This is a genomic window from Pseudomonas sp. LBUM1663 (genome assembly GCF_059695905.1).
Genome location: NZ_CP166792.1, coordinates 4,150,195 through 4,174,925 on the forward strand (window position 1 = coordinate 4,150,195; position 24,731 = coordinate 4,174,925).

21 protein-coding genes and 1 pseudogene are annotated in these 24,731 nt (G+C 60.9%); 6 read left to right on the plus strand and 16 right to left on the minus strand.

Annotated features, from left to right (window positions below):
* Window positions 1-4 precede the first annotated feature (4 nt).
* On the minus strand, window positions 5-1,660 hold the full coding sequence (locus tag ACA075_RS19065; RefSeq protein WP_497294616.1) for an FAD-dependent oxidoreductase: 1,656 nt from the start codon (window positions 1,658-1,660) through the stop codon (window positions 5-7).
* A gap of 46 nt (window positions 1,661-1,706) precedes the next feature.
* On the minus strand, window positions 1,707-3,053 hold the full coding sequence (locus ACA075_RS19070) for an NAD(P)/FAD-dependent oxidoreductase (protein ID WP_497294617.1): 1,347 nt from the start codon (window positions 3,051-3,053) through the stop codon (window positions 1,707-1,709).
* Between the two features lie 127 nt (window positions 3,054-3,180).
* On the opposite strand from ACA075_RS19070, the gene ACA075_RS19075 reads away from it, so the two are divergent.
* Both ACA075_RS19075 and ACA075_RS19080 read left to right on the plus strand, forming a co-directional pair.
* Window positions 3,181-4,053, plus strand: coding sequence for a LysR substrate-binding domain-containing protein (locus tag ACA075_RS19075; RefSeq protein ID WP_497294619.1), 873 nt, complete (start codon window positions 3,181-3,183; stop codon window positions 4,051-4,053).
* Between the two features lie 209 nt (window positions 4,054-4,262).
* Window positions 4,263-5,969 (plus strand): amidase, encoded by a 1,707-nt coding sequence (locus ACA075_RS19080; RefSeq protein ID WP_497294620.1) that lies wholly within the window; start codon window positions 4,263-4,265, stop codon window positions 5,967-5,969.
* 278 nt (window positions 5,970-6,247) lie between these two features.
* Here ACA075_RS19080 and ACA075_RS19085 read toward each other — a convergent pair whose 3' ends face one another.
* From ACA075_RS19085 to ACA075_RS19115, 7 genes are all read right to left on the minus strand, one after another.
* Entirely contained in the window at window positions 6,248-7,399 is a 1,152-nt protein-coding gene (locus ACA075_RS19085) for a carboxylate-amine ligase (RefSeq protein WP_497294622.1), read from the minus strand.
* Between the two features lie 167 nt (window positions 7,400-7,566).
* On the minus strand, window positions 7,567-8,391 hold the full coding sequence (locus ACA075_RS19090) for a DUF3618 domain-containing protein (protein WP_497294624.1): 825 nt from the start codon (window positions 8,389-8,391) through the stop codon (window positions 7,567-7,569).
* Window positions 8,388-8,819 (minus strand): phage holin family protein, encoded by a 432-nt coding sequence (locus tag ACA075_RS19095; protein WP_083377121.1) that lies wholly within the window; start codon window positions 8,817-8,819, stop codon window positions 8,388-8,390. Before ACA075_RS19095 ends, ACA075_RS19090 begins: the two co-directional genes overlap by 4 nt.
* Window positions 8,819-9,445 (minus strand): hypothetical protein, encoded by a 627-nt coding sequence (locus ACA075_RS19100; RefSeq protein WP_497294626.1) that lies wholly within the window; start codon window positions 9,443-9,445, stop codon window positions 8,819-8,821. Before ACA075_RS19100 ends, ACA075_RS19095 begins: the two co-directional genes overlap by 1 nt.
* 318 nt (window positions 9,446-9,763) lie before the next feature.
* Window positions 9,764-11,089, minus strand: a complete 1,326-nt coding sequence (locus ACA075_RS19105) for an OprD family porin (RefSeq protein WP_497294628.1) — start codon at window positions 11,087-11,089, stop codon at window positions 9,764-9,766.
* A 138-nt stretch (window positions 11,090-11,227) separates the two neighbouring features.
* Complete coding sequence (locus ACA075_RS19110; RefSeq protein WP_497294629.1) at window positions 11,228-12,577, minus strand: GntP family permease; 1,350 nt, start codon at window positions 12,575-12,577, stop codon at window positions 11,228-11,230.
* A 184-nt stretch (window positions 12,578-12,761) separates the two neighbouring features.
* Window positions 12,762-13,142, minus strand: a complete 381-nt coding sequence (locus tag ACA075_RS19115; protein WP_109632739.1) for a RidA family protein — start codon at window positions 13,140-13,142, stop codon at window positions 12,762-12,764.
* Between the two features lie 162 nt (window positions 13,143-13,304).
* Between ACA075_RS19115 and ACA075_RS19120 the strand changes: the two genes are divergently transcribed.
* Window positions 13,305-13,460 (plus strand): hypothetical protein, encoded by a 156-nt coding sequence (locus tag ACA075_RS19120; RefSeq protein WP_497294631.1) that lies wholly within the window; start codon window positions 13,305-13,307, stop codon window positions 13,458-13,460.
* Between the two features lie 63 nt (window positions 13,461-13,523).
* Here ACA075_RS19120 and ACA075_RS19125 read toward each other — a convergent pair whose 3' ends face one another.
* The gene (locus ACA075_RS19125; RefSeq protein ID WP_497294633.1) at window positions 13,524-14,540 is read right to left on the minus strand and encodes a M14 family metallopeptidase; all 1,017 of its coding nucleotides are present in this window, start codon (window positions 14,538-14,540) and stop codon (window positions 13,524-13,526) included.
* Window positions 14,541-14,713: 173 nt separating this feature from the next.
* On the opposite strand from ACA075_RS19125, the pseudogene ACA075_RS19130 reads away from it, so the two are divergent.
* Window positions 14,714-15,199, plus strand: a pseudogene (locus tag ACA075_RS19130) (TetR/AcrR family transcriptional regulator); the annotation flags it as partial.
* Here ACA075_RS19130 and ACA075_RS19135 read toward each other — a convergent pair.
* The 5 genes from ACA075_RS19135 to ACA075_RS19155 form a co-directional block, all read right to left on the minus strand.
* Window positions 15,155-16,162, minus strand: a complete 1,008-nt coding sequence (locus tag ACA075_RS19135) for a DMT family transporter (RefSeq protein WP_497294635.1) — start codon at window positions 16,160-16,162, stop codon at window positions 15,155-15,157. The pseudogene ACA075_RS19130 and the gene ACA075_RS19135 sit on opposite strands and share 45 nt — an antisense overlap.
* Window positions 16,162-16,860 carry an ABC transporter permease gene (locus ACA075_RS19140; protein ID WP_219097633.1) on the minus strand — a complete coding sequence of 233 codons (699 nt, stop codon included), beginning with the start codon at window positions 16,858-16,860 and terminating at the stop codon, window positions 16,162-16,164. Before ACA075_RS19140 ends, ACA075_RS19135 begins: the two co-directional genes overlap by 1 nt.
* 5 nt (window positions 16,861-16,865) lie before the next feature.
* The gene (locus ACA075_RS19145) at window positions 16,866-17,579 is read right to left on the minus strand and encodes an ABC transporter permease (protein WP_077748790.1); all 714 of its coding nucleotides are present in this window, start codon (window positions 17,577-17,579) and stop codon (window positions 16,866-16,868) included.
* A gap of 131 nt (window positions 17,580-17,710) precedes the next feature.
* The gene (locus ACA075_RS19150) at window positions 17,711-18,499 is read right to left on the minus strand and encodes a transporter substrate-binding domain-containing protein (protein ID WP_497294637.1); all 789 of its coding nucleotides are present in this window, start codon (window positions 18,497-18,499) and stop codon (window positions 17,711-17,713) included.
* Window positions 18,500-18,527: 28 nt separating this feature from the next.
* A complete protein-coding gene (locus ACA075_RS19155) occupies window positions 18,528-20,531 on the minus strand; it encodes an aminotransferase class I/II-fold pyridoxal phosphate-dependent enzyme (protein ID WP_497294639.1) in 2,004 nt (667 codons plus the stop codon).
* A 735-nt stretch (window positions 20,532-21,266) separates the two neighbouring features.
* Here ACA075_RS19155 and ACA075_RS19160 point away from each other — a divergent pair.
* Both ACA075_RS19160 and ACA075_RS19165 read left to right on the plus strand, forming a co-directional pair.
* Window positions 21,267-23,021 carry a caspase family protein gene (locus tag ACA075_RS19160; protein WP_497294640.1) on the plus strand — a complete coding sequence of 585 codons (1,755 nt, stop codon included), beginning with the start codon at window positions 21,267-21,269 and terminating at the stop codon, window positions 23,019-23,021.
* A gap of 23 nt (window positions 23,022-23,044) precedes the next feature.
* The gene (locus tag ACA075_RS19165; protein WP_497294641.1) at window positions 23,045-23,749 is read left to right on the plus strand and encodes an NlpC/P60 family protein; all 705 of its coding nucleotides are present in this window, start codon (window positions 23,045-23,047) and stop codon (window positions 23,747-23,749) included.
* 36 nt (window positions 23,750-23,785) lie between these two features.
* Here ACA075_RS19165 and glcC read toward each other — a convergent pair whose 3' ends face one another.
* On the minus strand, window positions 23,786-24,553 hold the full coding sequence (gene glcC / locus ACA075_RS19170; RefSeq protein WP_497294643.1) for a transcriptional regulator GlcC: 768 nt from the start codon (window positions 24,551-24,553) through the stop codon (window positions 23,786-23,788).
* Window positions 24,554-24,731 lie beyond the last annotated feature (178 nt).

Consider the following 24,731-nt stretch of genomic DNA (forward strand, 5'->3'; position numbering starts at 1 on the left):
GGTGTCAGCCCTCGTTGTGCGGCGGGTTCAAGTGATCGACGACATCCTGTGGCCGCCTGGCGACGGTTGGCTGGCCGGTACACAGCCAGAACGGCGTCCACTGTGACGGCATGTCGAACCAGGCATCCCAGCGGCTATGCATCGGTGGCGCTTCCTCGACCTGGCCGATCTGTCGCAGTGACAGCGGACGAACCGGCGGACGAAACGAGGCCAGCGCAATGTCGCCGACACTCAACCCGGCGCCAATGCCGAGCAAGGCCGCCACCTGTTCGCGGCAACGACGTCCCTGGCAGGGTCCCATGCAGGCCCGGGTGAGACGCTTGGTCACGTCCGGGTTGGGCGAGTCGTTTTTCATGGTGTTTTGCAAGGTGGCGTCAGCGGGTGTCCAGTCCAGATAGCGCGGCGGTTGCTGTCCGAGAATTTCGCTGGCCGTGACCTCTTCGCACAGGCAAACGAAGGGTTCGTTCTGTGCATGGACGGTGGACGCGCGCACCCAGGCCTCGCGATTGGCAGCCACATCACAGACCGGTTCGTCGGGCACCGACGCCTTGTCGTTCTGAGCAAGGTCGACCCCCAACGCCGACAACGCGGCGTATGCGGCGATCCGCCCTTCGCGCCGGGCAATCGTGTTATCGAGGCTTTTCGAGGCCCAGACACCGGCGCAATCGCCCGCCACCAGAACAAACGGCAACGAGGTGCGCTGTGCAGCGTCCGTGTCGGTGACGTGGCCGCCGCGGTCGGCCTGAAATGAGGTGCTGCACCCAGCGGCCTCGACCAGTTCGATCGCCGGAATCGCCGCCACGCCCAGCAGCACCGTGTCGCACTCGATCTCGGTCAGAGCGCCGCCAACGGGGCTACCCGACGCGTCGACAGTGACCACCAAAATCCCCGTGACGCCGAAGGCATCCCCGACCGCTTCGCGAACGACATGCCCCGTCAACACCTGAGCGCCCTGCTCGACCAGCAGCCTGAGGAGCGTTGGATCACCGCTCACCTGTGCGGCCTGTTCAATGATTGCCACGATATGCACACCCTTGCCGATCAGCGCGTGGGCCGATGCCAGGGCTTGCGTGTCGCTGCCGACCAGCACCGCGCGCTTGCAATCCAGCGCCTCGTAAACCGTCGCCAACCGATGCGCAGCGCTGACGCCCATGACGCCGGGGCGATGCCAACCATCGAAGGCGAGGCCCATGTCGCGCCTTCCGGCGGCGACGATCACCTGCTTGAAGCGCAGCAGCCAGGCATTTTCGTCATCGGCGAGGCCGGCGACCGCGCCCTCGATCCACGCCGTGGTGCGTTGCTGGGGAAACAGGCCCCAGACCGCCGTGCCGAGCCGCACGTCGACCCCGGCTTCGAGCGCCTCGACGATCTCCGGGCGGGCGTCGAGCAGCGTCTGCAGCACGCTGTTGCGGTTAGCGACCCCGGCGCCCATTCGGCCACCGAAGTGCAGCGGCACCTCTTCGCCCATGGTTTCGAGGGGCACCGGGTTTTCGTCCACCAGCGTCACGCGCAGGCCCTGCCCGGCGGCGGTCAAGGCGGCCGCGAGCCCCGCTGGGCCCGCGCCGACGATGAGAATATCGGTCTCGTCGCTGATCGGCGGTGCTTTGCCTGCCAGCGACGCGGGATCGTAGTAGATGTCGGGTGTCAGAGGTCGTTTCACGGTGTTTCCCCCGGAAGGCGCGTGCGCGTTGGTTCGTGGGTATCGACTAGAACAGCGAAGACGGCGGCTTGACGTCGCCCTCGGCGAATCGCGACAGACGCAGCTGGCGCATGTCCAGGCCCGGGTTGCCAGAGTTGATCCAGTCAGCCAGGGTCTTGCCTGTGATCGGGCCCATGGCGAAGCCGTGGCCGCAGAATCCGGTGGCCACCGCCAGGCCCCGTGGCGACGTTTGCGCGTCGATCACGGGAATGCCGTCCGGCAAGACATCGATAGCGCCCGCCCATCGGTCGGCGATCTGCGTATTCACCTGCCCGGGAAACGCGGCTTTGAGCGCGCGCATGGCGGTTCCCAGCCCCTTTTCGTTGGGGTGGATAAGCGGATTGCGCTGGTGAATGCCCGCGCCGAGCCGCGACGCTTCCGACCACGGCATGCGCTGGTGCAGGTCCGTCAGGCACGCACCGTTCAAGTGGAAGCGAAACGACTTGCGCTGCGCCCAAAGCGAAGGCGCATACCAATGGAGGGCGCGCAGATGGCCCAGCGTCATGTCGACATCGACATGGGCGTCGTCGGCGATGTTGAAACTGCCATCGAGCCGTTGCCGAAAGCCCACACCGTTGGCGATCGTAGAGATGCCGCTCAGCGTCGGGCCGGCCGTGGTCCGCGCCACCGTGCCCCTGACCAACTGCTGCGGCAGGGAGATGCCGAGCATCTTCAGCAGGCGGAACGTCGTCGCTCCAGCGGCGCACACCACCGTTTTTGCCTTCACGTAGCCGCGCTCGGTTTCAACGCCGACGACCTGGCCGGCGGCGACATCGATGCCTTTGGCGCCGCACTGTTCGACGATGTGTGCACCCAGTTCACGGGCACGCATTGCATAGGCGCGAGCCACCAGCGTGGGTTCCGCCTGACCGTCGCTGGCGGTAAACAAACCGCCCAGTTGCGGGACCGCGTAACCCGGCAGCTTCTTCGCCACTTCACGCGGCGACAGCATCACGGTGTCGAGCGAAAAGCTGCGCGCCACCGTCAGCCACGATTCGTATCCGTCACGTTCGACCTCATTGCCCGCAACAAACAGACAGCCGTCGTTGCGCCATCCCAGGTCGGTCTGGAGTTCGTGCTCCAACGAGCGCCAGAGCTCGATGCTGGCTTGCATCAGGGGCACTTCGGCCTCGTCGCGCGATTGCTGGCGAACGAAGCCCCAGGCACGGGACGATTGCTGCCCCGCCAGCAGGCTTTTTTCGAGTACCAGCACCTTGGCGCCCGCTTTGCTGAGGTAGTACGCGCACGCACACCCCATCAGGCCACCGCCGATGATCGCCACGTCGACTTCACGAGGCAGGAGGTCGTCCCTGGTTGCCGAGACCTTGGCAAATGCCGCTGCTGGAGTGTTCATGAGGAGGACCGCCAGGTTGGAAATGACGCGTAGCGCCGTGTTGTTATTTCGGCTAAGAATGTGCCTCGATCATCTGAAGTTACAGTGATGTATCTGCATTAATCCCATGCGAGGAGCGCATAGACACATGAGCCGCCAACTGCCATCCATCGAGCTTTTGCAGGCGTTCCTGACAGTTGCCAAGACCGGCAACTTTGGCAAGGCCGGTGAGCAGCTCAACCTGAGCCAGAGCGCGGTGAGTCGGCAGATTGCGCAGCTGGAGACGCGCCTGGACAACCGTCTGTTCGAGCGGCACACGCGCAAAATCGTCCTCACCGCCGAAGGCCGGTCGCTGGTGCCGGTGGCGGAGCAGGTCATCGGCCTGCTGTCGGATGCCTCGCACATGCTCGCCACCGTGGGGCGAAGTGTCAGCCTGCGCGCGCACCCGACGATGGCGGCGCGCTGGCTGATTCCACGGCTGACGGCGTTTTATGCCGTGCACCCGGAGGTGACCGTCAGCGTCGACACGGTGTATCACCGCTTTCCCGACTTTGCGTTCGAATCGATCGACGCCATGATCGCCTACGGAACCGCCACCTGGCCCGACTTCGAAGCGCTGGAGTTGTGGGAAGAGGAACTGATTCCGGTGTGTTCGCCGGCATTGCTCGTCGGGACGACCCCCGAAGAGGTGCTCAAGACCGGGCGCCTGGTGGACTCAAGCATGGATCGCCTGGACTGGCGCCGCTGGGAAGAGTATTACCCGGGCTCGACCGGGGCCGATAACGCGCATCTGACGTTCGATACGCTGGAGTCCGCAATCGTCGCGGTGAAATGTGGTCAGGGCATCGCACTCGTCGACGCCGTGCTCACACGCGACGAGTTGCTCACCCAGCAACTGACGCGTGTGCATGCCGGCCGAATCGTCACCGGCGGACGTTATACGCTGGTCTATCCAAAGCGGGTGAAGCGCTCAAGCGGCTTTTCCGAGTTCCTGGAATGGCTGGAACAGGAAGCTTTGTGACAGGCATAAACCGTTTCACCGTTTCCTTCTGCGCCCGCCTTGGTGCTAAATAGACGGCCCAGGTTTCAAGTCCAGCCCCTGTCGCGTATTGCCGTGCAACGAGAAATCGATATGAACACCCCTTTTGAGACACGTGATGCCCCTGAGCCCAAGACCCGGCAAGCGGCCAACCTTCACCTCCTCCTCCCTCAGCCGTCAGTGGTAACAGCATGATCGAAGTCACCGAAGTGTCCATTGCCCAATTGCGTGCGGCGCTGGCGTCTGGCCAGACCACGGCGGTTGAGCTGGTCCAGGCCTACCTTGCCAGGATCGACGCCTACGACGGCCCCGACACGCCCACCGCGCTCAACGCGGTAGTGGTTCGCAACCCCGAAGCGCTCAACGAAGCGCAAGCGTCCGATGCACGCCGGGCCAAGGGCGAAACGCTCGGCCCGCTGGATGGCATTCCCTACACGGCCAAGGACAGTTACCTGGTGAAAGGCCTCACCGCGGCCTCTGGCAGTCCGGCCTTCAAAGACCTGATTGCCTATCGCGATGCCTTCACCATCGAACGGCTGCGCGCCGCCGGGGCGATCTGCCTGGGCAAGACCAACATGCCGCCGATGGCCAATGGCGGCATGCAGCGCGGGGTCTATGGCCGTGCCGAGAGCCCGTACAACGCTGACTACCTGACGGCGCCTTTTGCGTCGGGCTCATCGAACGGTGCCGGGACGGCCACCGCCGCCAGTTTCGCGGCCTTCGGCCTTGCCGAAGAAACCTGGTCGAGCGGACGCGGTCCGGCCTCTAACAATGGCTTGTGCGCCTATACACCTTCGCGCGGGGTGATCTCGGTGCGCGGCAACTGGCCGCTGACGCCGACGATGGACGTGGTCGTGCCCTACGCGCGAACCATGGCCGACCTGCTTGAGGTGCTCGACGTGGTGGTGGCGGAAGACCCCGACACACGTGGCGATCTGTGGCGGATGCAACCGTGGGTGCCGATTCCGAGCGTCGCTTCGGTGCGCCCTGCTTCCTATGCCGAACTGGCCGTGAACACCGACGTGCTCGCTGGAAAACGCTTCGGCGTGCCGCGCATGTACATCAACGCAGACCCCGAAGCGGGCACCAGCGCGGCGCCAGGCATTGGTGGCCCGACCGGGCAGAAAATCAACACCCGCCCTAGCGTGATCGGCCTCTGGGAAGAGGCTCGCAAGGCACTCGAAGCAGCGGGTGCCGAAGTGATCGACGTCGACTTCCCGCTGGTCTCCAATTGCGAAGGCGATCGTCCGGGCGCGCCGACCGTGTTCACCCGTGGCCTGGTGTCCAAGGAGTTCCTGCACCATGAGTTGTGGGACCTGTCGGCCTGGGCGTTCGATGATTTTCTGCGGGCCAACGGTGATCCGAAACTGCACCGCTTGGCCGATGTCGACGGGCCGCTGATCTTCCCGCACGACCCGGGCACCCTGCCCAATCGCGAAGACGACCTCGCCGCAGGCATGGACGAATACGTGAAGATGGCCGAGCGTGGCCTCACGCCGTGGGACCAGATCACCACGCTGCCGGACGGCCTGCGCGGGCTGGAAGAGACACGTCGAATCGACCTGGAAGACTGGATGGATCGACTGAATCTGGATGCGGTGTTGTTCCCGACAGTGGCCGACGTCGGGCCGGCGAATGCCGATGTCGATCCGCAGTCGGCGGACATCGCGTGGAGTAACGGCGTGTGGGTCGCCAACGGCAACCTCGCCATCCGCCACCTCGGCGTGCCGACGGTGACGGTGCCGATGGGCGTCATGCCGGACATTGGCATGCCGGTCGGGCTGACCTTTGCCGGTCGTGCCTATGACGATTCAGCGCTGCTGCGCTTTGCTTCGGCGTTTGAGTCGGTCGGCAGCAAACGAATGATCCCGCCTCGGACACCGCCGTTGTCGAGCTGAGAAAACGGCGAGCGGGATTGGGCCAGTGCAGGCTCCAATCCCGCCTCGCAATCAATGCGCCAGAATCCAAAAACTCAAACCCTCGCTGATCCAAAACAATCTCCAGTCGAACAAGAACCCTGTGGCGAGGGAGCTTGCTCCCGCTGAGTCGCGAAGCGCCCCCAAAAAGGGCCTGCTGCGCAGTCCAACGGGAGCAAGCTCCCTCGCCACAGATACGACGTTGCGTTTAAGTGAACAGCATTACTCGCCATAGGGGGCTTGTTCGGCTGGAGATTGTCTTAGGTGAGCGCCATTTCACTGATGCACGGCGCTTGCGACGTTTCCATCAGCAACTGATCCACGACTTGCGACAGCGCGGCGTCAACACCCTCTCCCCCACGCACGGCTCGCGCATAGACACTCCGCTGCCGGTCCGCACTGGTGCCGTCCCGGACAATCCGGCGGGCCTGGACGAACACATCCTCCACGCCCATCTTCTGCGCCGTGTCCCCCAGAATCTGTTGCGCCCTGAACAGCCATTGCTCGGCAGAGAATGGCCGGTCGTAACCTTCGATGATGAATGAGGCGTGGATGCCCGACCGTTTCGCCCGCCACCGATTTTCCTTGAGGATCCATTGCGACGTTTGCGAATAACTCGATCCCGGGCGGGGTTGGTCAATGGCATGGGCCACCAGCAAGCGAAACAAAGAGGCAATGCACAAGACGTCATCCAGGCGTGGGCAGGCGTCCGTCATGCGCATCTCCAGCGTCGGGTACTTCGCGGCGGGGCGTAAACCCCACCAGCAATCGCCCGCCTGCTTGATGGTGCCCGTGCGAATCAGCATGGCGACGTAGGCGTTATAGGCGCTTTGATCTTCGAAGAACTCCGGAATGCCCATCCGTGGCCACTCATCACACGCCGTTTGCCGGTAGCTCATGAAGCCGCTGTCGGCGCCGTCCCAGAAAGGTGAAGAAGTGCTTAGTGCCAACAACAACGGCATCCAAGGCAAGACTTCGTTCATCACCTGAATACGGTCCACATGCCCAGGCACTTCAACATGCACGTGCAGGCCGGACAGCACGCTGCGCCTTGCCACGCGCTGGTAGTCTTCAAACAGATGAACAAAATGCGGGTGGTCGGTGGCGTGCTGCAAACGCCAGTCGGCCAACGGATGGCAACCGGTACTGAGCAGTCCCAGCCCGTACCCTTTGAGCGTTTGCCGCAACCTTGTGCGCGCAGAAAACAGGTACTCCGCTGCTTGCGCGACGCCGGTGAAGATGGGCGACGCGACTTCGATTTGTCCCTTGAACATCTCATGGGCGAAACAATCGCCGAGCACCACCTGACACGCTTCAATCGAAGCAACGGGAGGATTCTCGGCCATGCGCCGGGTGGCCAGGTCCGTGATGAAGTATTCCTCTTCGATGCCAAACTTCAGGTGTCTGTCCATCGATTCTCCTCTCGCCTTGCACACGTGATACCCACAAGGGCCGACCCGAAAATCAGGCTCAGCCAGCCGCCACTTTTCCCCGAGGCGTTTTCATCGTTCAACGGGCCTCGGCAATCGGAAGAAAAGCGGGAGATGTGTGCCAGACCTCCCGCCGTTCATGCCACGCTTTATGAGGTACCCAAACCTCGGGACAGATCGGCTGGCGTATCGGAGGCCGCGCGGTACTCCCCTTCCGGTTTCGTATCTACGTCCGAGTGGTCGGTGGTTTTGGTGACGGTATCGCGCACGGCCTCGAATCCCTCCCTCGCCTGTTGCTTTACCTTGTCGGCCAGGCCAGCGCTGGTTTTGCCCATGTAGCGTTGCTCGGTCGCTGTCGAAGGCAATGCCGCGCCCAGCATGGCGCCCAAGGCGATGCCCGCCGCCGCGACCATCAAAGGTTGCTCCTTCAACAACTGACTGAACTGAGTGCCCAGCACCTGCGTACTGCGGACCAATCGGTCACTGGCGTCATGCACGGCATGGCTGATGTTGTCAGTGGCAGCCCCCAGGTTGTCGCCCAGGTGGGCGGCCTTGCCCTTGATGTTCTGATAACCGTCCTTGAGCGTGTCAGCCGTCTGGTGCAAATGGTCACGCGCACTGTCGATGCCGTCAGCCAGGCCATCGGCCCATTCTCCGACTTTGTCCTGATCCGGACCTACGCGATAGCCTGGACGGGGTGACGGCGGGCGATTCTGACTCATCATCAACCACAGCAAACCGACGGATGTCAGCACGGCGGGAACCGGATTATTGCGAACGCTGGTCCCCAGGTTAGTCAGGAATGTCGTGCCGTTGCTTTGCATCATCGTCAGCGCCTGATCGAACATCTGGCCAGGGGTGAACTTGCTTTCCAGCGCATCGACAATGTTGCCGATACTCGCCCGCTGAGCGTCGATTTCACGCTCGATGGCTTCGGGGCTTTTTGCCGCTTCGGTGTCGAATTCATTGTTCATGAGACTTTCCTCCGCAGGGCTTCCTGGTCTTTGTTCAAGGCATCCAGCGTGCGATCAGGCTTGAAGTGGGACGGCTCGAATTGTTTTTTCCCGGACTGCAGCATGGCGAACCCGACGATCATCACCACCACGCCGACAATCAGCGCCGCCAGCCACGGCGCCATCACGGTGCTGAGGCCATAGACCGCGGACATCAACAAAATGATGAACCCCGCCAACAGGACAATTGCCCCCCCCGCAACCCCGGCAATGCCGGCTTTCAGCGTCGTGAGACTGGCTTGAAGCTCGGCTTTGGCCAGCGCCAGTTCCTTGGTGAACAGCGCGGGCACTTCACGGGATAACTGACGTAACAGGCCGACGACCGAAGCGTCATGGTCAGGCGCGTGCACAGGTCTTGAGCCTGGAAAATCTGGATCTTCTCTGTTCATCACAGTGCTCCATTGAAGTTTGTCGAACCCGGTGTCGAGGTCGTCGCGAAGTCCGAAGGATGGTCATAATCGCTCGGTGAGGCCGGCGTGTTGTCAGTGCGTGATGCGACGGAGGTTTCATAGGGACGTTGCGCACCAAAGCCGCCTGACGGCGGCATCGAGTGTCCGGCTGCCGGGTTGTTGGCATCGGTGAAGGTGGCCGCCGGGGAACTGCCGGCCTTCAGGAATCGCGACAGACCGAAGCCCAGCGCAATGCTGCCGGCAATGAACAGCCCTGGATTGCTGCGGGCCAGCTCGGCCCCTTCATGCAGCAGCTGTTCGGCACTTTTGCCGCGCAGGTTTCCGGCCAGGCCACTCATGGATTCCGCCATGTCGGCCAAGTAGTCGGACATGCCGAGGGTGTCCTTGCTTTCGAGTTCGGAGACCACTGATTTCGCGCCCTTGGCCAAGGCCTCGATCTGATCGGCGGCGGTGTCGCGGTATTGTCCGAACTGTGCGTCGGCCTGTTGTCGTGCGCCCTCTAGTGCCTCCGTTACGTCCTCCTTCAAGTGTTGGTAGCCTGGCTCTGGCCCTGGGGAGTTGGGCTGGTCTGGCTGACTCCCGGTGGTGTTGTCTGAAGTATTCATGTCATCCCTCGCCTTCTGTTTTTTTAATCAAGCGTTCCGGGAGTTCGCAATGAGTGCCAGGCTCCCTCACTGCAGATGACGAAGGGGGGGATGGGGAGTTCCAATGAAATGATGAGTGATGTGTTCAGTTCGTCGGCTAGCTGTTTTTGGTGTGATCGAGAGGGGGCATATCCGTTATTTCGGTTACGGCGGGTATTGGTTCCGCCCTTACGGCGGGTCACTTGGAAAAGCCCCAAGTAACCCGCCGTAAGGGCGGAACCAATAGAAGCCATTACCGCAAAAACGGATATGTACCCGACCCCAGCGACCAAAACGCGGTTACAACAGCGAAAGCGTGTAGTTAATGATGAACCGATTCTGATCCACATTCCGCCCCGCATCAGTATTCGATTTGCCATTACGCAAACTAAACCCAAGCCCCTTCAGCGACCCCGATTGCAGCACGTAATCAAGCGTCATATCACGCTCCCACTCAGACTGATCCCCCGCGTTTTGCGCCTTGATCCCCGTCCCCTTCAGATACACGATCGTCGCCTTCAAACCCGGCACCCCCAACGGCGCGAAATCATAGCTGTACTGCCCGAAATTGGTCTCCTCGCCCGCACGGGCAAAGCTCTGGATCATCCGATCCGTCGGCAGGTAAACGCTACCACCACCCGCCCCCTTATCAATCAGGCTGCCCTGGTTCGGCTGAACAAAGTTGCTGCCATCACCCACCTGCTGATGCCCCAGCGACACCGCATGACCATTGTTGGCATAGGTGACCATTGCCACCCAAGTGTTGTTGTCGATCTCACCGTTGTTGTCCTCGGTGTAACCCGACACCCGATAACCCTGCGCCCTGCCTGCGGCTGAACTGTTGGCACCGGTCGACGTGGTGCGGAAATAACGCAAGTCAGTGGTGAAAGAGCTTTTGCCATCGATCGGCAACACATGCGTCAGGCCGAAGAAGTTCTGGTTGTAGAAGTCTTCCATCTGCGCGAAGTAATACTGCGCCTTTAGGTCCTTGGTGACGTTGTAGTCACCCCCGGCGAAGTAGAACTTGTTGCTGTCCTGGGTGCTGCCCGCCACCGACAGTCCGGTGCGGTCAGTCGAGGCACGACCCACTGCGTGTTCAAGCACGCCACTGGTCAACATCAGGCCATCGATGTCGTTCGAAGTGATCTGCGCACCGGTGAACGACTGCGGCAATACCCGGGCATCGTTCGAGATCAGGATCGGCAATTTTGGCAGCAGCGTGCCGTAGCGGAATTCGGTTTTGGAAATGCGCATCTTCGCCGTTGGGCCGAAGCTGCTCCAGGCGTCCGCCGCGCCGTCGCCATCGGTCGGGATCATGCCGCTGCCGTTGTGGCGCCCGGTGCCGCTGTCCAGCGTAACCCCGAGCAGCGCCTGGGCATCGACCCCGAATCCAACGGTGCCTTGGGTAAACCCGGATTCATAGCGCAGCACAAACCCCTGCGCCGCTTCCTCGGTTTTCGAGGGCTCGGCGGCGCCGTCGCGGTTGTCGCTGTTGAAATACAAGGTGCGCATCGACAGGCTGGCTTTGCTGTCTTCGAGAAATCCGTGGCGGGTGGTGTCGGCTGCCTGTGCGCACATCGAACCTGTGGCCAACAAAAATGCGGTGGGGATTGCGTGCTTGAACATACGGAGCTCCAGGGTGTTTTTTTGTTTTTTTGACTGTTTGGCGACCGCTCTCCGCCCTTGGCACCCAACTGCGGCGCGCACGATGACGCGCTCAATGGGTGACCATGAGCCTTGAGGAAAGCGATCGGAGTGTTCGGTTTAAATCAGGTAAGAAAGACCCACGGTCAGCGCGAAAGCCACCACCGAAATAATGGTCTCGAGCACAGTCCAGGTCTTGAAGGTCTGGGCAACGGTCATGTTGAAGTATTCCTTGATCAACCAGAAGCCGCCGTCGTTGACGTGGGAAAAAATCACCGAGCCCGCGCCCGTCGCCAGCACCAGCAACTCCGGATGCGGATAACCCAGACCAATGGCCACCGGCGCGACGATGCCTGACGCGGTGGTCATCGCCACGGTAGCGGAGCCGGTGGCGATCCTCATCAACGCCGCAAACAGCCAGCCCATGATCAGCGGCGACAGGTGAAATTCGTGGGCCAGGCTGACGATCTGATCGGTGACCCCGGCGTCCACCAGAATCCGGTTCAAACCGCCACCGGCGCCGACCAGCAAGGTGATGCTGGCGGTCGGCGCCAGGCATTCGTTGGTGAATTTGAGGATCGATTCACGGTTGAAGCCCTGGGCGATGCCGAGGGTCCAGAAACTCAGCAGCGTCGCCAGCAGCAGCGCAATCACCGAGTTGCCGATGAACAACAGAAACTGGTTGAAACCGCTGCCCGGCGTGGAGATCAGGTTGGCCCAGCCGCCGATCAGCATCAACACCACCGGCAACAGAATGGTCGCCATGGTGATGCCGAACCCCGGCAGGCTGTCGCGCGGTTCGCGGTCGAGGAACTGCCGCTCCAGCGGGTTCTCCGCCGGCAGTTGAATGCGCGGCACGATGAACTTGGCGTACAGCGGCCCGGCGATGATCGCCGTGGGAATGCCGATCAGAATCGCGTAGAGCAAGGTCTGCCCCACCGACGCCCCATACACCTGCACCGCCAGCATTGCCGCCGGGTGCGGCGGCACCAGCGCATGCACCACCGACAGCCCGGCGACCATCGGCAAACCAACCATCAAAATCGACACGCCAACCCGGCGGGCCACGGTAAAGGCAATCGGCACCAGCAACACAAAACCGACCTCGAAGAACAGCGGCAGCCCGACCAGAAACGCGATGCAGACCATCGCCCAGTGCGCGTTCTTCTCGCCGAAACGGTCGATCAAGGTCCGCGCCACCTGCTCGGCACCGCCGGACTCGGCCATCATCTTGCCGAGCATCGTACCCAGCGCCACCACCAGCGCAATGTGCCCCAGGGTTTTGCCAACCCCGGCCTCGTAAGCGCCGACCACGCCGGACGGCGGCATTCCGGCCAGCAGCGCCAGGCCGATGGACACCAGGGTGATCACGATGAACGGATTGAGTCGGTAACGGGCGATCAGAACGATCAGGGCAATGATGGCGATGGCGGCATACACCAGCAGCCAATAGCCGAAAGACAGGGTCATGCGGTACTCCTCGAAAGGGTCACGTCGAATGGGTTGTGAAACTCATAAAACATTTCGAGACGTGATTTTCAAACGAGGCGAAACTAATTTTCGTAGAGGGATAAGGGTTGTCGCGCAGAGGCATGAATGGTCGGTGTTTTTGAAACTGGGTCAGGCGGATTTTCATCACGCCTGACCCGCGCCGTCAGGCTTTGGCGGCCATTGCGGTGACTTCCACGCGCATGCCTTCGACCGCCAACGCGGCCACACCGACGGCGGCACGAACCGGCCACGGTTTGGCGAAGAAGCGTTTATAAACCTCGTTGAACGCGGCGCGGTCGGCCATGTCGGTGAGGTAGATGGTCAGGTGCAGCACCCTGTCCATGGAACTGCCGGCGCCTTCTAGCGCGACCTTTAGCGCCTGCAACGTGCATTCGCTTTGCAGGGTGATGTCGCCCAGCTCCAGGCTGCCGTCGGCGCGGGTGGGAATCTGCGTGGAGACCAGAATGCCGCCGAAGCCGGTGACGTCGGAGGAGATGGAATCCGCGTCAGGATCAGGAGTAAACGCGATGTCTTGGTTTGCCATGGGGGATCTCGTGCTTGAGGTGGTAAAGAGGCGGTCGATGCCTTTTGCGCGGACAGTTTACAGTCCGAAGCCTGGATTGCGTGCGCGGCTGCCTCCAGGAAAAAATCTCGAACTCCCTCCCAGGTGCTGCATCCAATGTGTAGGTCAACGGAGGTACGCACGATGAACAACGATGACAGTGTCAGTGACACCGAAAGGGATCGGAAGGACAGGGACGCCGAAGAGGTCGATGAAACAACGCCTCCCGAAGAGAATGAAGCCGAGGCGATCCAACGAAAAGTAGACGAGATACAACGCAAAGTGGCGGATGGGAACTAGTGTGAAGGCCACCCCGCTTATCTTCAGCGGAGGTGGCCAACAGGCTGACCAAATGCTCTGCACCTAGTCCGGGTCCAACAACCTGCCACTCCAGTTGCGCGAAATACGGCTCCCGGTGAATTTCGCCACCACCATGCCCTGCGACACCAGCCGGTCCCGATAGCGTGTGACCATCCGCCCCGCTTGCTCGGCCACCAGCACCACTTCGGAAGACGAATCACCGGGCCGTCGCAGAATCCGCGCAAAGCGCTGCCCTTCCTCGACGAAGTCGCCCAGTTCCTTTTCAAAGATCAGCACCCCGGGTTGCGGCGCGAGGATGGTTTCCATCTGGCCCATTTCCATCGCTTCGACGGGCCAGTCAGCGGGTGACAGCGCTTCGTCGATGACCCCGTAACTGCACAGCCAGGCGTACAGTCCCGCGGCATCCTGCTCGGCCAACCTGTCGCTGACATCGCCCTGCCCGCGCAGCTCCAGGGTCGCGGCCATGCGCTGCTCGGTGACGCCATCACGCAGCCACGGCGCGATGATGGTTTCTTCAAAGGAGCCGTCGCCGCCGTCATCCCAGATGATCGCCACGTCCATCTTCATCGCCGCCGCCAGTTCGCGGCCACCGGGCCAGAAACGGCGGTGCACGTAGAGGTAGGGCAAGGCTTCGTCATCAGTGTGCAGGTCGAGCATCACCTCTGCGGTGGCCGCCAGTTGCACCAGGCTTTTTTGCCATTCCTGGACGTTGGTTGAAGGTTGCTCCATCGCGGCCGACTGGTCGAACGACCGGTTGAAGTTATGCCCGGTCGCATCGTGAAAGCGACCGAGAATCCGCCCCTGGCGAAACTGCCCGATGCCCAGGGGATTGGCCTGCGGCACCACCGTCACACTGCCCTTGAGCCGGCCCTCGGCCTCGACGACTTGAAGCCGTTGCATCAACAGATGCAGCACCAGCATCCCGGCGATTTCGTCGGCATGCACCCCTGCCTGCAAATGCACCTTCGGCCCGCTGCCGTCGCCCTCGAAACGCCAGGCGCCGACCTGCACCGCGTCGCCATTGTTGTTGCGAACACTGAACGAAATATCCTGCGCCATCCGCTTGTCCTCCCCCGTCATGAACGTTAAAAACCGATGCATCGCTGCGGCCGACACTGGAGATTGAACGCATGTTCAACTAAGCTCGCCAACCTGGCACTGCACCCAAGGATTCCCTTGTGACAACCCCCTCTCCAAAAAACCGTCGCGCAGAACCCGATGAACGCCGCGAAATGCTGGTGGCCGCCACGGTGCGTTGCCTGGTCCGTGATGGTCATGCCGGCATTTCCGTGCGCCGTATTGCCACCGAAGCCGGAGTGTCCGTCGGCCTGCTCAATCACCATTTCGGCAGCATCGATGCGTTGATCGCCGACACGTACCAGAAGATCGCGAACGAACTGACCACCGCCCTGCGCCAGGAAATCCAGCAGGTCGCCACCCCGGCCGAAAAGATGGACGCGTTTCTCAAAGGCTCTTTTTCGCCGAGGGTCATGGACCCGCAATTGCTGAGCGTCTGGGTGGTGTTCTGGAGCCTGATCCGGCACTCCGAACACGTCAGCCAGTCCCACGAAAAAAGCTACCGCGCCTACCTCGATCTGCTGCGCCAGTTGCTCGATGACATGGCCGCCAGCGAAGGTTTCGTGATCGGCGACACGCGCCTGGCCGCCATCGGTTTATCGGCGATGCTCGACGGACTCTGGATCGAGTGGTGCCTCAACCCCGAAACCTTCAGCCCCGCCAACGGCCTCCACATCTGTCGCTGCTGGATAAAGGGGCTGCGTCACGGAGCATTCAGCACCGACGACATCCTGTGAGGAATGGCGCCCGAAGATCATCGCCAGGGTGCCGCTGACCGCGATCAGGCCGGCACCGATCATCAGCGATACATCCATCAGCGTGCCCCAGATCAGACTCGACAGCAGGAACGCCCAGATCAACCCGGTGTATTCGAACGGCGCGAGCAAGGTGGCAGTGGCCCGTTGAAAACTGGCAAACAGCAGGAACTGACCGATACCGCCCACCAGGCCGGCAACCAGCATTCCCAGCCACGCCGGCGTCGGCGCCGGGGTGAACGTCCAGGGCAGCGCGACCGTCATGCACAGCACGAACACCACGTTGGTGATCAGCATCTGCTCCAGCACCGACGTCTGGTCATCCACCTGGCGCAACTGGATGTAAGTGAACGCCCAGCACATCGCCGCCAGCAGTGTCAGCACGATGGGCCACGGATCGGCGATGTTGCTCGGCCGGCAGGCGATGATTACCCCGACAAACCCGAGGATCAGGGAAAACCACTGCCAGCCGCTGGCCCGCTCCTTGAGAATTACCGCCGCCAGCACCGTGACCATGATCGGCGCGGAGAAATACAGCGTGGTCATTTCCGCCAGGGACAGGTCCCGGGCGGCCGTGTAATACAACAGCCAGGCCACAATCGACAGCAAGCCTCGCACCACCAGCAAGCGCCGGCTCGGCGAGCGCCAGGCCCGCTGGACCAGACGAAGGCGCCCCGCCAACAGGCACGCGACGACCACCACCAGGCTGCGCCAGAACAAGATGGTGACCACCGAATAATCGGCCACCAGCCACTTGATGACCGCGTCCTGCAACGCCAGGAACGCGTACCCCAAGGTGCACAGGCCAATGCCCTGCAGCGATCGGTCGACGACCTGCGACGTGCTCATTACACCGACCTGCGCACAGGCGTCCCGCGCCGTTCGGCAAAGGCAAACAGCGCCTCGATCAGGAAGGTCAGGCAGACGTAGACCCCGGCCACCAGCAACAGCGGCTCATAAACCTGCAAGGTCTGCGCCCGCACCACGTTGGCGGCACCCAGCAGATCGACAATCGCAATCGTGGAGGCCAGGGCCGTGGATTTCAGCAACATCACGGTTTCCCCGGCCAGTGTCGGCAACAGCAACCGCAGCGCCCGAGGCAAGCGCACCCGCAACAGCGATTGGCGTGGTGTCATGCCAAACGCCGAGGCCGCTTCCATCTCACCCTTGGGCACCGCTAACAGCCCGCCGCGAATCACTTCACCGACATATGCGCCCACCGACAACACCAGGGCGAACACGATGTACCAATAACCATCGCGCAAATACGGCCAGAGAAAACTGCCGCGTATCAGCGGGAACTGCGCAAACACGCTGCCGAGCCCGTAGTAGAAGATGTAGATCTGGATCAGCAACGGCGTACCGCGCAACACGCTGGTGTAGAACAGGCTGGCCTTGGCGATCACCTTGTTTTTCGAGATCCGCGCCAGCGCCACCAGCACCGCCAGTGCAAAACCGAACACACTGGAAATCAACAGGATGGTGATGGTCGTTTGCAGTCCCCGGCCCAACAGCGCCGCGTATTCAACTATCCACGCTGGAATCATTTCATTCACTCAGCCAAAGGCATCCAGCGACGAATACGCCGCTCGAGCCGTCCAGACAGGTAGTTGGACACCAACGTCACCGCGTAATACAACGCCGCGGCCGTAAGGTAGAACAACAAGTAATGACGCGTCGAACCCGCCCCTTGCTTGGCGGTGTACAACAGCTCGTTGGTGCCGACCACGCTGATCAAGGCGCTGTCCTTGATCAGGTTGATCCACAGGTTGGCCATCCCGGCCATCGCATACGGCGCCATGATCGGCAGCGTGACGCGTCGGAACAGACCGAAACCGCTCAGGCCGAAGGCCTTCGCCGCTTCAATCTGGCCGAAGGGAATCGCCTGGATCGCCGCGCGGAAAATCTCCGAAGCATAGGCGCCCTGCACCAGCCCCAGTACCACGATGGCGGCTAACGGGCCGCTGACATTGACGACGCCGTAGCCCATCTGCGTCATCAGCGAATTGAGGAGCATGGAGCCGACGTAGTACAGCAGCAGGATCAGCAGCAACTCTGGAATCGCCCGGAACAAGGTCGTGTAACCGCGCATCAGCGCTGCAATCGGCTTTGGCGCGCCGAGCTTCAGGCAGGCCACCACCAGACCGATGAACAGCCCGACCACAAAGGCCCCGGCCGATATTTGCAGGGTCATCCAAAGACCCTTCAACAGCGCACTGCCCCATCCTGTTTCGCTGAAGTTGATCAATTCGAACATGGCTGGCATTTCAGTCTCCAGTTAGCGCACATCCCCTGTGGGAGCGAGCCTGCTCGCGATAGCTATCTATCATTCAACTAAGAAGTCGACTGATACGCCGCCATCGCGAGCAGGCTCGCTCCCACAGGTTCCGGGTCAGGTCAGAAGGCGGGTTTCACGCTGGTACCGAAGTAGTGCTGGGACAGGTCGTCGTAGTCTTTGCTGGCCAGCAAGGAGGTGATCGCCTTGTCGAGTTTGGCCTTGAGCTCGGCGTCATCCTTGCGCAGGCCGGCGCCCACGCCTTTGCCGAAGATCGGGTCATAGGGCACGGCGCCCAGGTATTCGAGGTTGCTGTTGCGGGCATCCGGGGTCTGGACGAAAGACGCCATCGCCGTGCCGTCCGCCATCATCAGGTCGATGCGACCGGCAATCAGGTCGGCGTTGGCCGAGTCCTGGGTGTCGTAATACTTCACGTCAGCGATTTTTTCGTAGTACTGCTTGAGGTAGCTGGCGCTCACCGTCGAGTTCTGCACGCCGATGATCTTGCCCTTGAGGTCATCCGGATACTTTTTCACCGCCGTGCCCTTCGGCCCGACAATCGCAATCACGGAGTCGTAATACGCCTTGCTGAAGGCGATCTGTTTTTCGCGTTCTTCAGTCACCGACATCGACGAGAAAATCACGTCGATCTTCTTCGCCAGCAACGATGGAATGATCCCGTCCCACGCCACTTCCTTGATCTCGCACTCGGCTTTCATTTCGCTGCACAGCTTGTGGATCAGGTCGACTTCAAAACCTTTCCATTCACCGTTGGCCTGCTTCTCGGTATACGGCGGATAGGGTTCCGCTGCGACCGCGAACCTGATCGGCTGGGCCTGGGCCGCGCTCATCCCGGCCAGTAATACGCAGGCCACGCCCGTCATCCAGTTTGCCAAACGTCGATTTCCCATGATGTTGCCCCGTCTTTTTATGATGTTATTAGCGAGTCTGATGAGCGTTGACGAATTGTCGGCAACGCTCGCTGCGTGGGTGTACGAAAACGTCGTCCGGCGAACCGGTTTCCTCGATCAGCCCCTGGTGCAGATAGGCGACTTTGGAGGAGACATCGCGGGCGAAAGCCATTTCATGGGTCACCAGGATCATGGTCCGGCCTTCTTCCGCGAGGGAGCGGATCACCCGCAGCACTTCGCCGACCAGTTCCGGGTCGAGTGCCGAGGTGGGTTCATCGAACAGCATGACCTTGGGCCGCATGGCCAGGGCCCGGGCGATGGCCACCCGTTGCTGCTGTCCCCCGGAGAGAAACGCCGGGTACTCGTTGCGCTTGGCCGCCAGCCCCACGCGTTCGAGCAAGGCTTCGGCCCGTTCAGTGGCCTCGGCACGGCTTTCACGCAGGACCTGGGTCGGCGCCTCGATGAGGTTTTCCAGCACCGTGCGATGGGGCCAGAGGTTGAAGTTCTGGAACACCATGCCCAGGCTGGAACGGATGCGCACCAGTTGCTTGGCGTCCTTCACCAGCGGCGCGCCCGGACGATCGAAGTTCAGGTGAATGCTTTCGCCGTCCACCAGAATGCGCCCCTGGTCCGGCACTTCGAGCATGTTGATGCAGCGCAGCAAGGTACTTTTGCCCGAGCCGCTGGCACCGATCAGTGAGATCACATCGCCTTCGCGGGCCGTCAGGGAAACGCCTTTGAGGACCTCGATATTGCCGAAGCGTTTGTGCAGGCCATCGACCTCGATCATGGTCTTGGCCTTGACCGGTTCAGCGATCGCTTCGCAAGTGACACGGCTGATCACCGGCCGCGGCGCTTCGCCTTTCAACACCAGGACAAAGTCGCGAATACGCTGGCAGGCCTGGGCCAGTCGTTCTTCACCCAAAGTGAACGAGAGCCGCACAAAACCTTGGGCAGGCTCACCGAAAGCCGCCGCATCCAGCACCGATACGCGCGCCTCGCGCAACAGCCGCCAGGCGAATTCCAAAGAGGTCAGGCCGGTGTCACGCACGTCCACCAGCACGAACATGCCGGCATCGGGAGTGAGCACAGAAATACCCGGGCAATTCGACAGGCTGGTCACCACCAGATCACGACGACGGCGGTAGATGTCGCGCATGCCGTGGGTCACCTCTTCATGGGCCAGAACCGCCTTGAGCGCAGCCTCCATGACAAAGCCCGGCAAGCCGTAAAGCATGCTCAACACCAGGGTTTCGGCGTGAGCCACGAGGGCTTCATCGGCGACGATCCAACCGGTACGCCAGCCGGTCATGGCGTGGGATTTCGACAGACTGCCGACCACCACGCAGCGCTCGGCCATGCCCGGCAACGCTGCCAGGCTGAGGTGCGCGCGCTCGAACGTCAGGCTCTCGTAGACCTCGTCCACCACAACCCACAGGTCATGCTGGATGGCGAGGTCGGCGATGGCTTGCAGCTCTTCGCGGTTGAGCACGACACCGGTCGGATTATTCGGATTAGAGAAGAACAGCGCCCGGGTGCGCGGGGTGATGGCCTTGGCCAGCACGGCGGCATCGAGCCGGAAACCTGAATCCGCCGCGCAGGGCACGCGCACCAACGTGGCGCCGGACGCCTTGAGCGTTGCCTCATAGGTCACGTACATCGGGTCCAGGGCAATCACTTCGTCGCCGGTATTGAGCAGGCACATCGAGGTGATGAACAGCGCGTTCTGTGCCCCCGCCGAAATGATGACGTTTGGCGCCGTCACCTCACGGTCGAACAGCACGCTGTACCGAGCAGCGATGGCTTCACGCAAAGCCTGGCGACCGGCGATCTCGGTGTAATGGGTGTCACCCTCGCGCAGCGCATGAATCGCGGCATCGGTGATGAAATCGGGTGTGGGGAAATCCGGGTCGCCGACGCTGAGAATGATCACATCCTCACCGCGGCGCTGGGCTTCAAATGCCGCATTGTGAATATCCCAGGCGGCGACACCGTCGCCTGAAATCCGCTCAACAAAGGGTGAAAACCGCATGCCAGTGCCTCGTTCGAAAAGAAGAAACGCAAGCCCGCGCAACCAGCCGGGGAGGTGGAACGAACATAGTCGAAGCTGAACACTCGTTCAACAGAAAAGTGACCAGGGTTCGCGTTCAGCGTAAACAGGTCGTTTTTACGACAGTCGTGCCGTTTCCAGGTCCTGGATCGGACATGGGTTCGGAGTACTTCGTCAGCTGCCCATTATTGTCGTGACCGGACTGCTTTGGTTCTTCATTCGAAGTTGCAACTGCGATTTCAAGCCCCCCTGCAACTTATGATTTATTATTTTCACATAGGCATTCGACACAATTAACTGTTTCAAAAATGACTCTATTGCTTCACGTCTGGCACACTTATTTGTAACGCAAGTAAGACACTTGAAATCCAGAACGCACAGGGTTCAATAAGCGCCACTCAAAATCCGAAAAGATGCACCTCATGAATTGTTTTAATTACAAAAGAAAATATTCTTAAACTCGACATAAAACAATGCAAATCAATATGTTATTAATCCTAATAAACAGTAACAACTTACCCTACTGAAAAATGACGCCTTCATTCCAATTCATCATAAAAAAAATTCGAACTAATCCAACCCCTCTAATATGCTCAACACCACAGTACTTGTCTCATCACCATATTCCTCTCCAAACGCCGGGCGTTAATAGTCCACCACTCAACAACTCACTTTGAACGTCGCCGGCAAGTCAGCTCTCACTGCAAGGGAATGAAAATGAAAATTCTGTGTATACATGGCATAGGCCACGAAGAGGCAGACGAGAGTTTTCAGGCGTCCTGGCACCGGGCGATTACCACGGCAGTGGCGCGCGTGGCACCGAGTACCGACGTCGAGCTGGATTATTTTCAATACGACGAGCGCTTTTCCTCCAGTGGACTGGGGGCGGCCGACATCGCCGAAGCCACGCTGCGCCTTCTGACCAGCGCGGTCATCCATTCAGTGGGTGACGTGTTCCGGCGCAATCGCGGCATCGGGCAGTTTCCCGATCGCCTGCGCTGGACGGCCGGCATGGTTGCCCAGTGGTCCGCGGACGAAGCGCTACGGACCACCCTGCGTAAGGACCTCGCCAGTGTTATCAGCGATTCGCAACCGGACATCGTCTGTGCGCACAGTCTGGGTACGCTGGTCGCCTACGACACGTTCCGTCGGGATCCCTCCCTGATGAACAACCGGGTGCTGATCACGTTCGGCTCGCAGATTGCCAACCCGGCAGTGCGCGAGACATTTGGCGGGCGCATTGAAGGCATCGACGATGCGCGCAAGTGGTATCACCTCTACAACGAGCACGATCAGGTTTTTACGGCGCCGCTGTATCTGCGCGATACCAACTTCACCCAGGTCATGACGCCGTTCGATAAGCCCGGCGACGTCCTCAATCATGACGCGACTTACTACCTCGGCCATGCCGAGACCGTGACTAATGTCTGGGGCCCCCTGTTGCAGGCCGGCAAAGCGAAAGGCTTCGACAAGCGGCTCGCCGCCGTCGACAAGTCACTGGGCATTGCTGTCCCCAAGCCGCGCACGGTGCGGCGCTCGCGGGACAAGGCGTTGCTGATCGGCATCAACAACTACCCCAATCCGTCCGATCGACTCGAAGGTTGCGTCAATGACGTTTTCCTGATGAGTTCTTTGCTGCAAGAGTCGAAATTTTCGCCGGACGATATCCGCGTCGTCCTCGATGACCGCGCTACCGCTGCTGGCATTCGCGATCGCCTGCATTGGTTGCTCGACGACGCCCAGGCCGGTGACCGCCGGGTACTGTTTTATTCCGGGCACGGTGCGCAGATTCCCAACACCAATGCCACGGGTGAAGCCGACCGCATCGACGAATGCCTGTGCCCGTGGGACTTCGACTGGACGCCGGAACATGCCATCGTCGACAACGACTTTCGCGACCTCTACATCCAGCTTCCGTATGACACGCAGTTCATCACGATCTTCGATTGCTGCCATTCGGGCGGCATGACGCGCGACGGCGCACGCCGCGCACGCGGGCTGACACCGCCGGATGACATCCGCCATCGCGCGCTGCGCTGGGAGCCCGGGCTGCAAATGTGGGTGGAACGTGACTGGGTGAAACGGGCCCGAAAAAGTGCAAAGAAAGCCGAGGCAGCCAATACCGTGAGCAATCGCGAGGGTATCCGTCGCGTCGGCCAGGCCATCGCGGTGCGCGGTTACGACGACAAGCTCTACGACAAACGACGCGCCGCTTATAAACACGAAGGGCCCTTTCTGCCGATCCTCATGTACGCCTGCGGCGAATCCCAGCTGTCTTACGAATACCGTCACGGCGTTATTTCATACGGTGCGTTCACCTACGCGCTTGCCCAAACGCTGCGCTCATCCAAGCAGAGACCGACGTTCAATGCCCTGGTTCGCGCCACTGGCAAGCTCTTGGCCGAGCTGGGTTATGACCAGAAGCCGGCGATCGTCGGGCCGAAGGATTTGCTCGGCAAAGTCGTTCCCTGAGTCGCCATCGTCTGGAGATTGATATGAGCAGTGAAACGGTAAGAAGTATTCAACAGGCACTGATTGCCGACGGCTTTTTTCCCGGCGAAGTGGACGGAATCTGGGGGCGCAGAACCATCGCCGCAGTGAAAGCCTTTCAGGACAGCGTTGGGCTGGAGGCCGATGGCATCGTCGGTCCCAAAACCTCCTCCGCCTTGTTTTCTGACGTTGACCATATCCCTGCGGGACCACTTTTGCCGTGGCTCGCGGAAGCAGAGAATTTGATCGGCACCAGGGAAGTCCTTGGCCGCAAGAGCAATCCCACCATTCTGGATTGGGCCGACGATCTCGACCTTCACTATCCCGGCGACGAGGTGCCTTGGTGCGGTCTGTTTGTAGCGCATTGCGTGGGTTCTACGATGCCCGAAGAAGTACTTCCTTCGAATCCCCTGGGTGCGCGGCAATGGGAAAAATTTGGCGAATCCACCGTACCACGACTCGGCGCGGTGATGGTCTTCTGGCGTGAATCAAAAAACAGCGGCAAGGGTCATGTCGGGTTCTATACCGGCGAGGATAGCAACGCGTACCGGATTCTGGGCGGTAATCAAACGGACAAGGTGTGCCTGACATGGGTAGGCAAAGATCGATTTCTCAAAGCACGCTGGCCGCGCAAGGCAAGCTCTTTGGGTGGAGGCGACGCCATCATCGTCATGAACAGAACCGAGGATTTGTCCAGGAACGAAGCTTGAAATCGAGTGCGCCCGAGCTTTCCGGCGAAGGCGCCCTTACGCCCACCCTTCCAGGCGCAACGTGGCCCGGACCAGACGCTGCTCCTCCCTTTCGATTTCCCTGAGGTTCTCGCAGATGCTCTGGATGTGCGCGATGGCCGCCTTGCGCGCCTGCTCCGGCATGCGGCCGGTCACGGCGTTGTAGAGCCGGGCGTGCTGACGGTCGATCTGACGTTTCTGCGGTGCGCGGTGGTAGAGGTTGTTGACCGAGGCAAACACGGTGTTGAGCAGCAAGTCGGTCAGCGAGCGCAAGGTTTGCACCAGCACCGGGTTGTGCGAAGCCTCGCAGATCGCCAAGTGAAAAGCATGATCGAGCCGGGCGTGTTCGCTCGCTTCCATCGAGAGCGAGTGGGCATCGAGCAACGCTTCATAGCTGCGGGTGATGAGGACAAAATCCGCCTCGGTGCCGCGCAATGCGGCCAGGCGAGCGGACTCTCCCTCATGCAGGCTGCGCACCTCGAACAAATCGTAAAGTGTGCGCGGTTGTGAGCTGAACAAATGCATCAGCGGCGATGCGGCACCGTGGCCCGACAGTTCAGCGACAAAGGATCCCTTGCCCTGCTCCGTCTTGATAATCCCCCGGGCGCGCAACAACTTCAGGCCCTCGCGTAGCGCTGTGCGCGAGACGCCGAGCTTTTCGGTCAGGCGCCGTTCCGAAGGCAACAATTGCCCGGTCTTGAGGACCCCGTCGACGATCAGGCGTTCTATACGCTCACAGACCACGTCTGCGACTTGGGGATTACAGGTCACTTTCGCACGCTCCATCTAACCTCCCACTGGTATGACCAGCCTCACCGATAAAACCCGACACGTTCGAATACAACCCTAAGCTTATGTTTAGACGGTTATTTTTCTCAGAAGCGTGGAAATACCTCCTGAAGAACTGGTTCGACCACTCAAACAACACATGGACAGTAGGACGCGTCAGGCCAATGATGCAAGT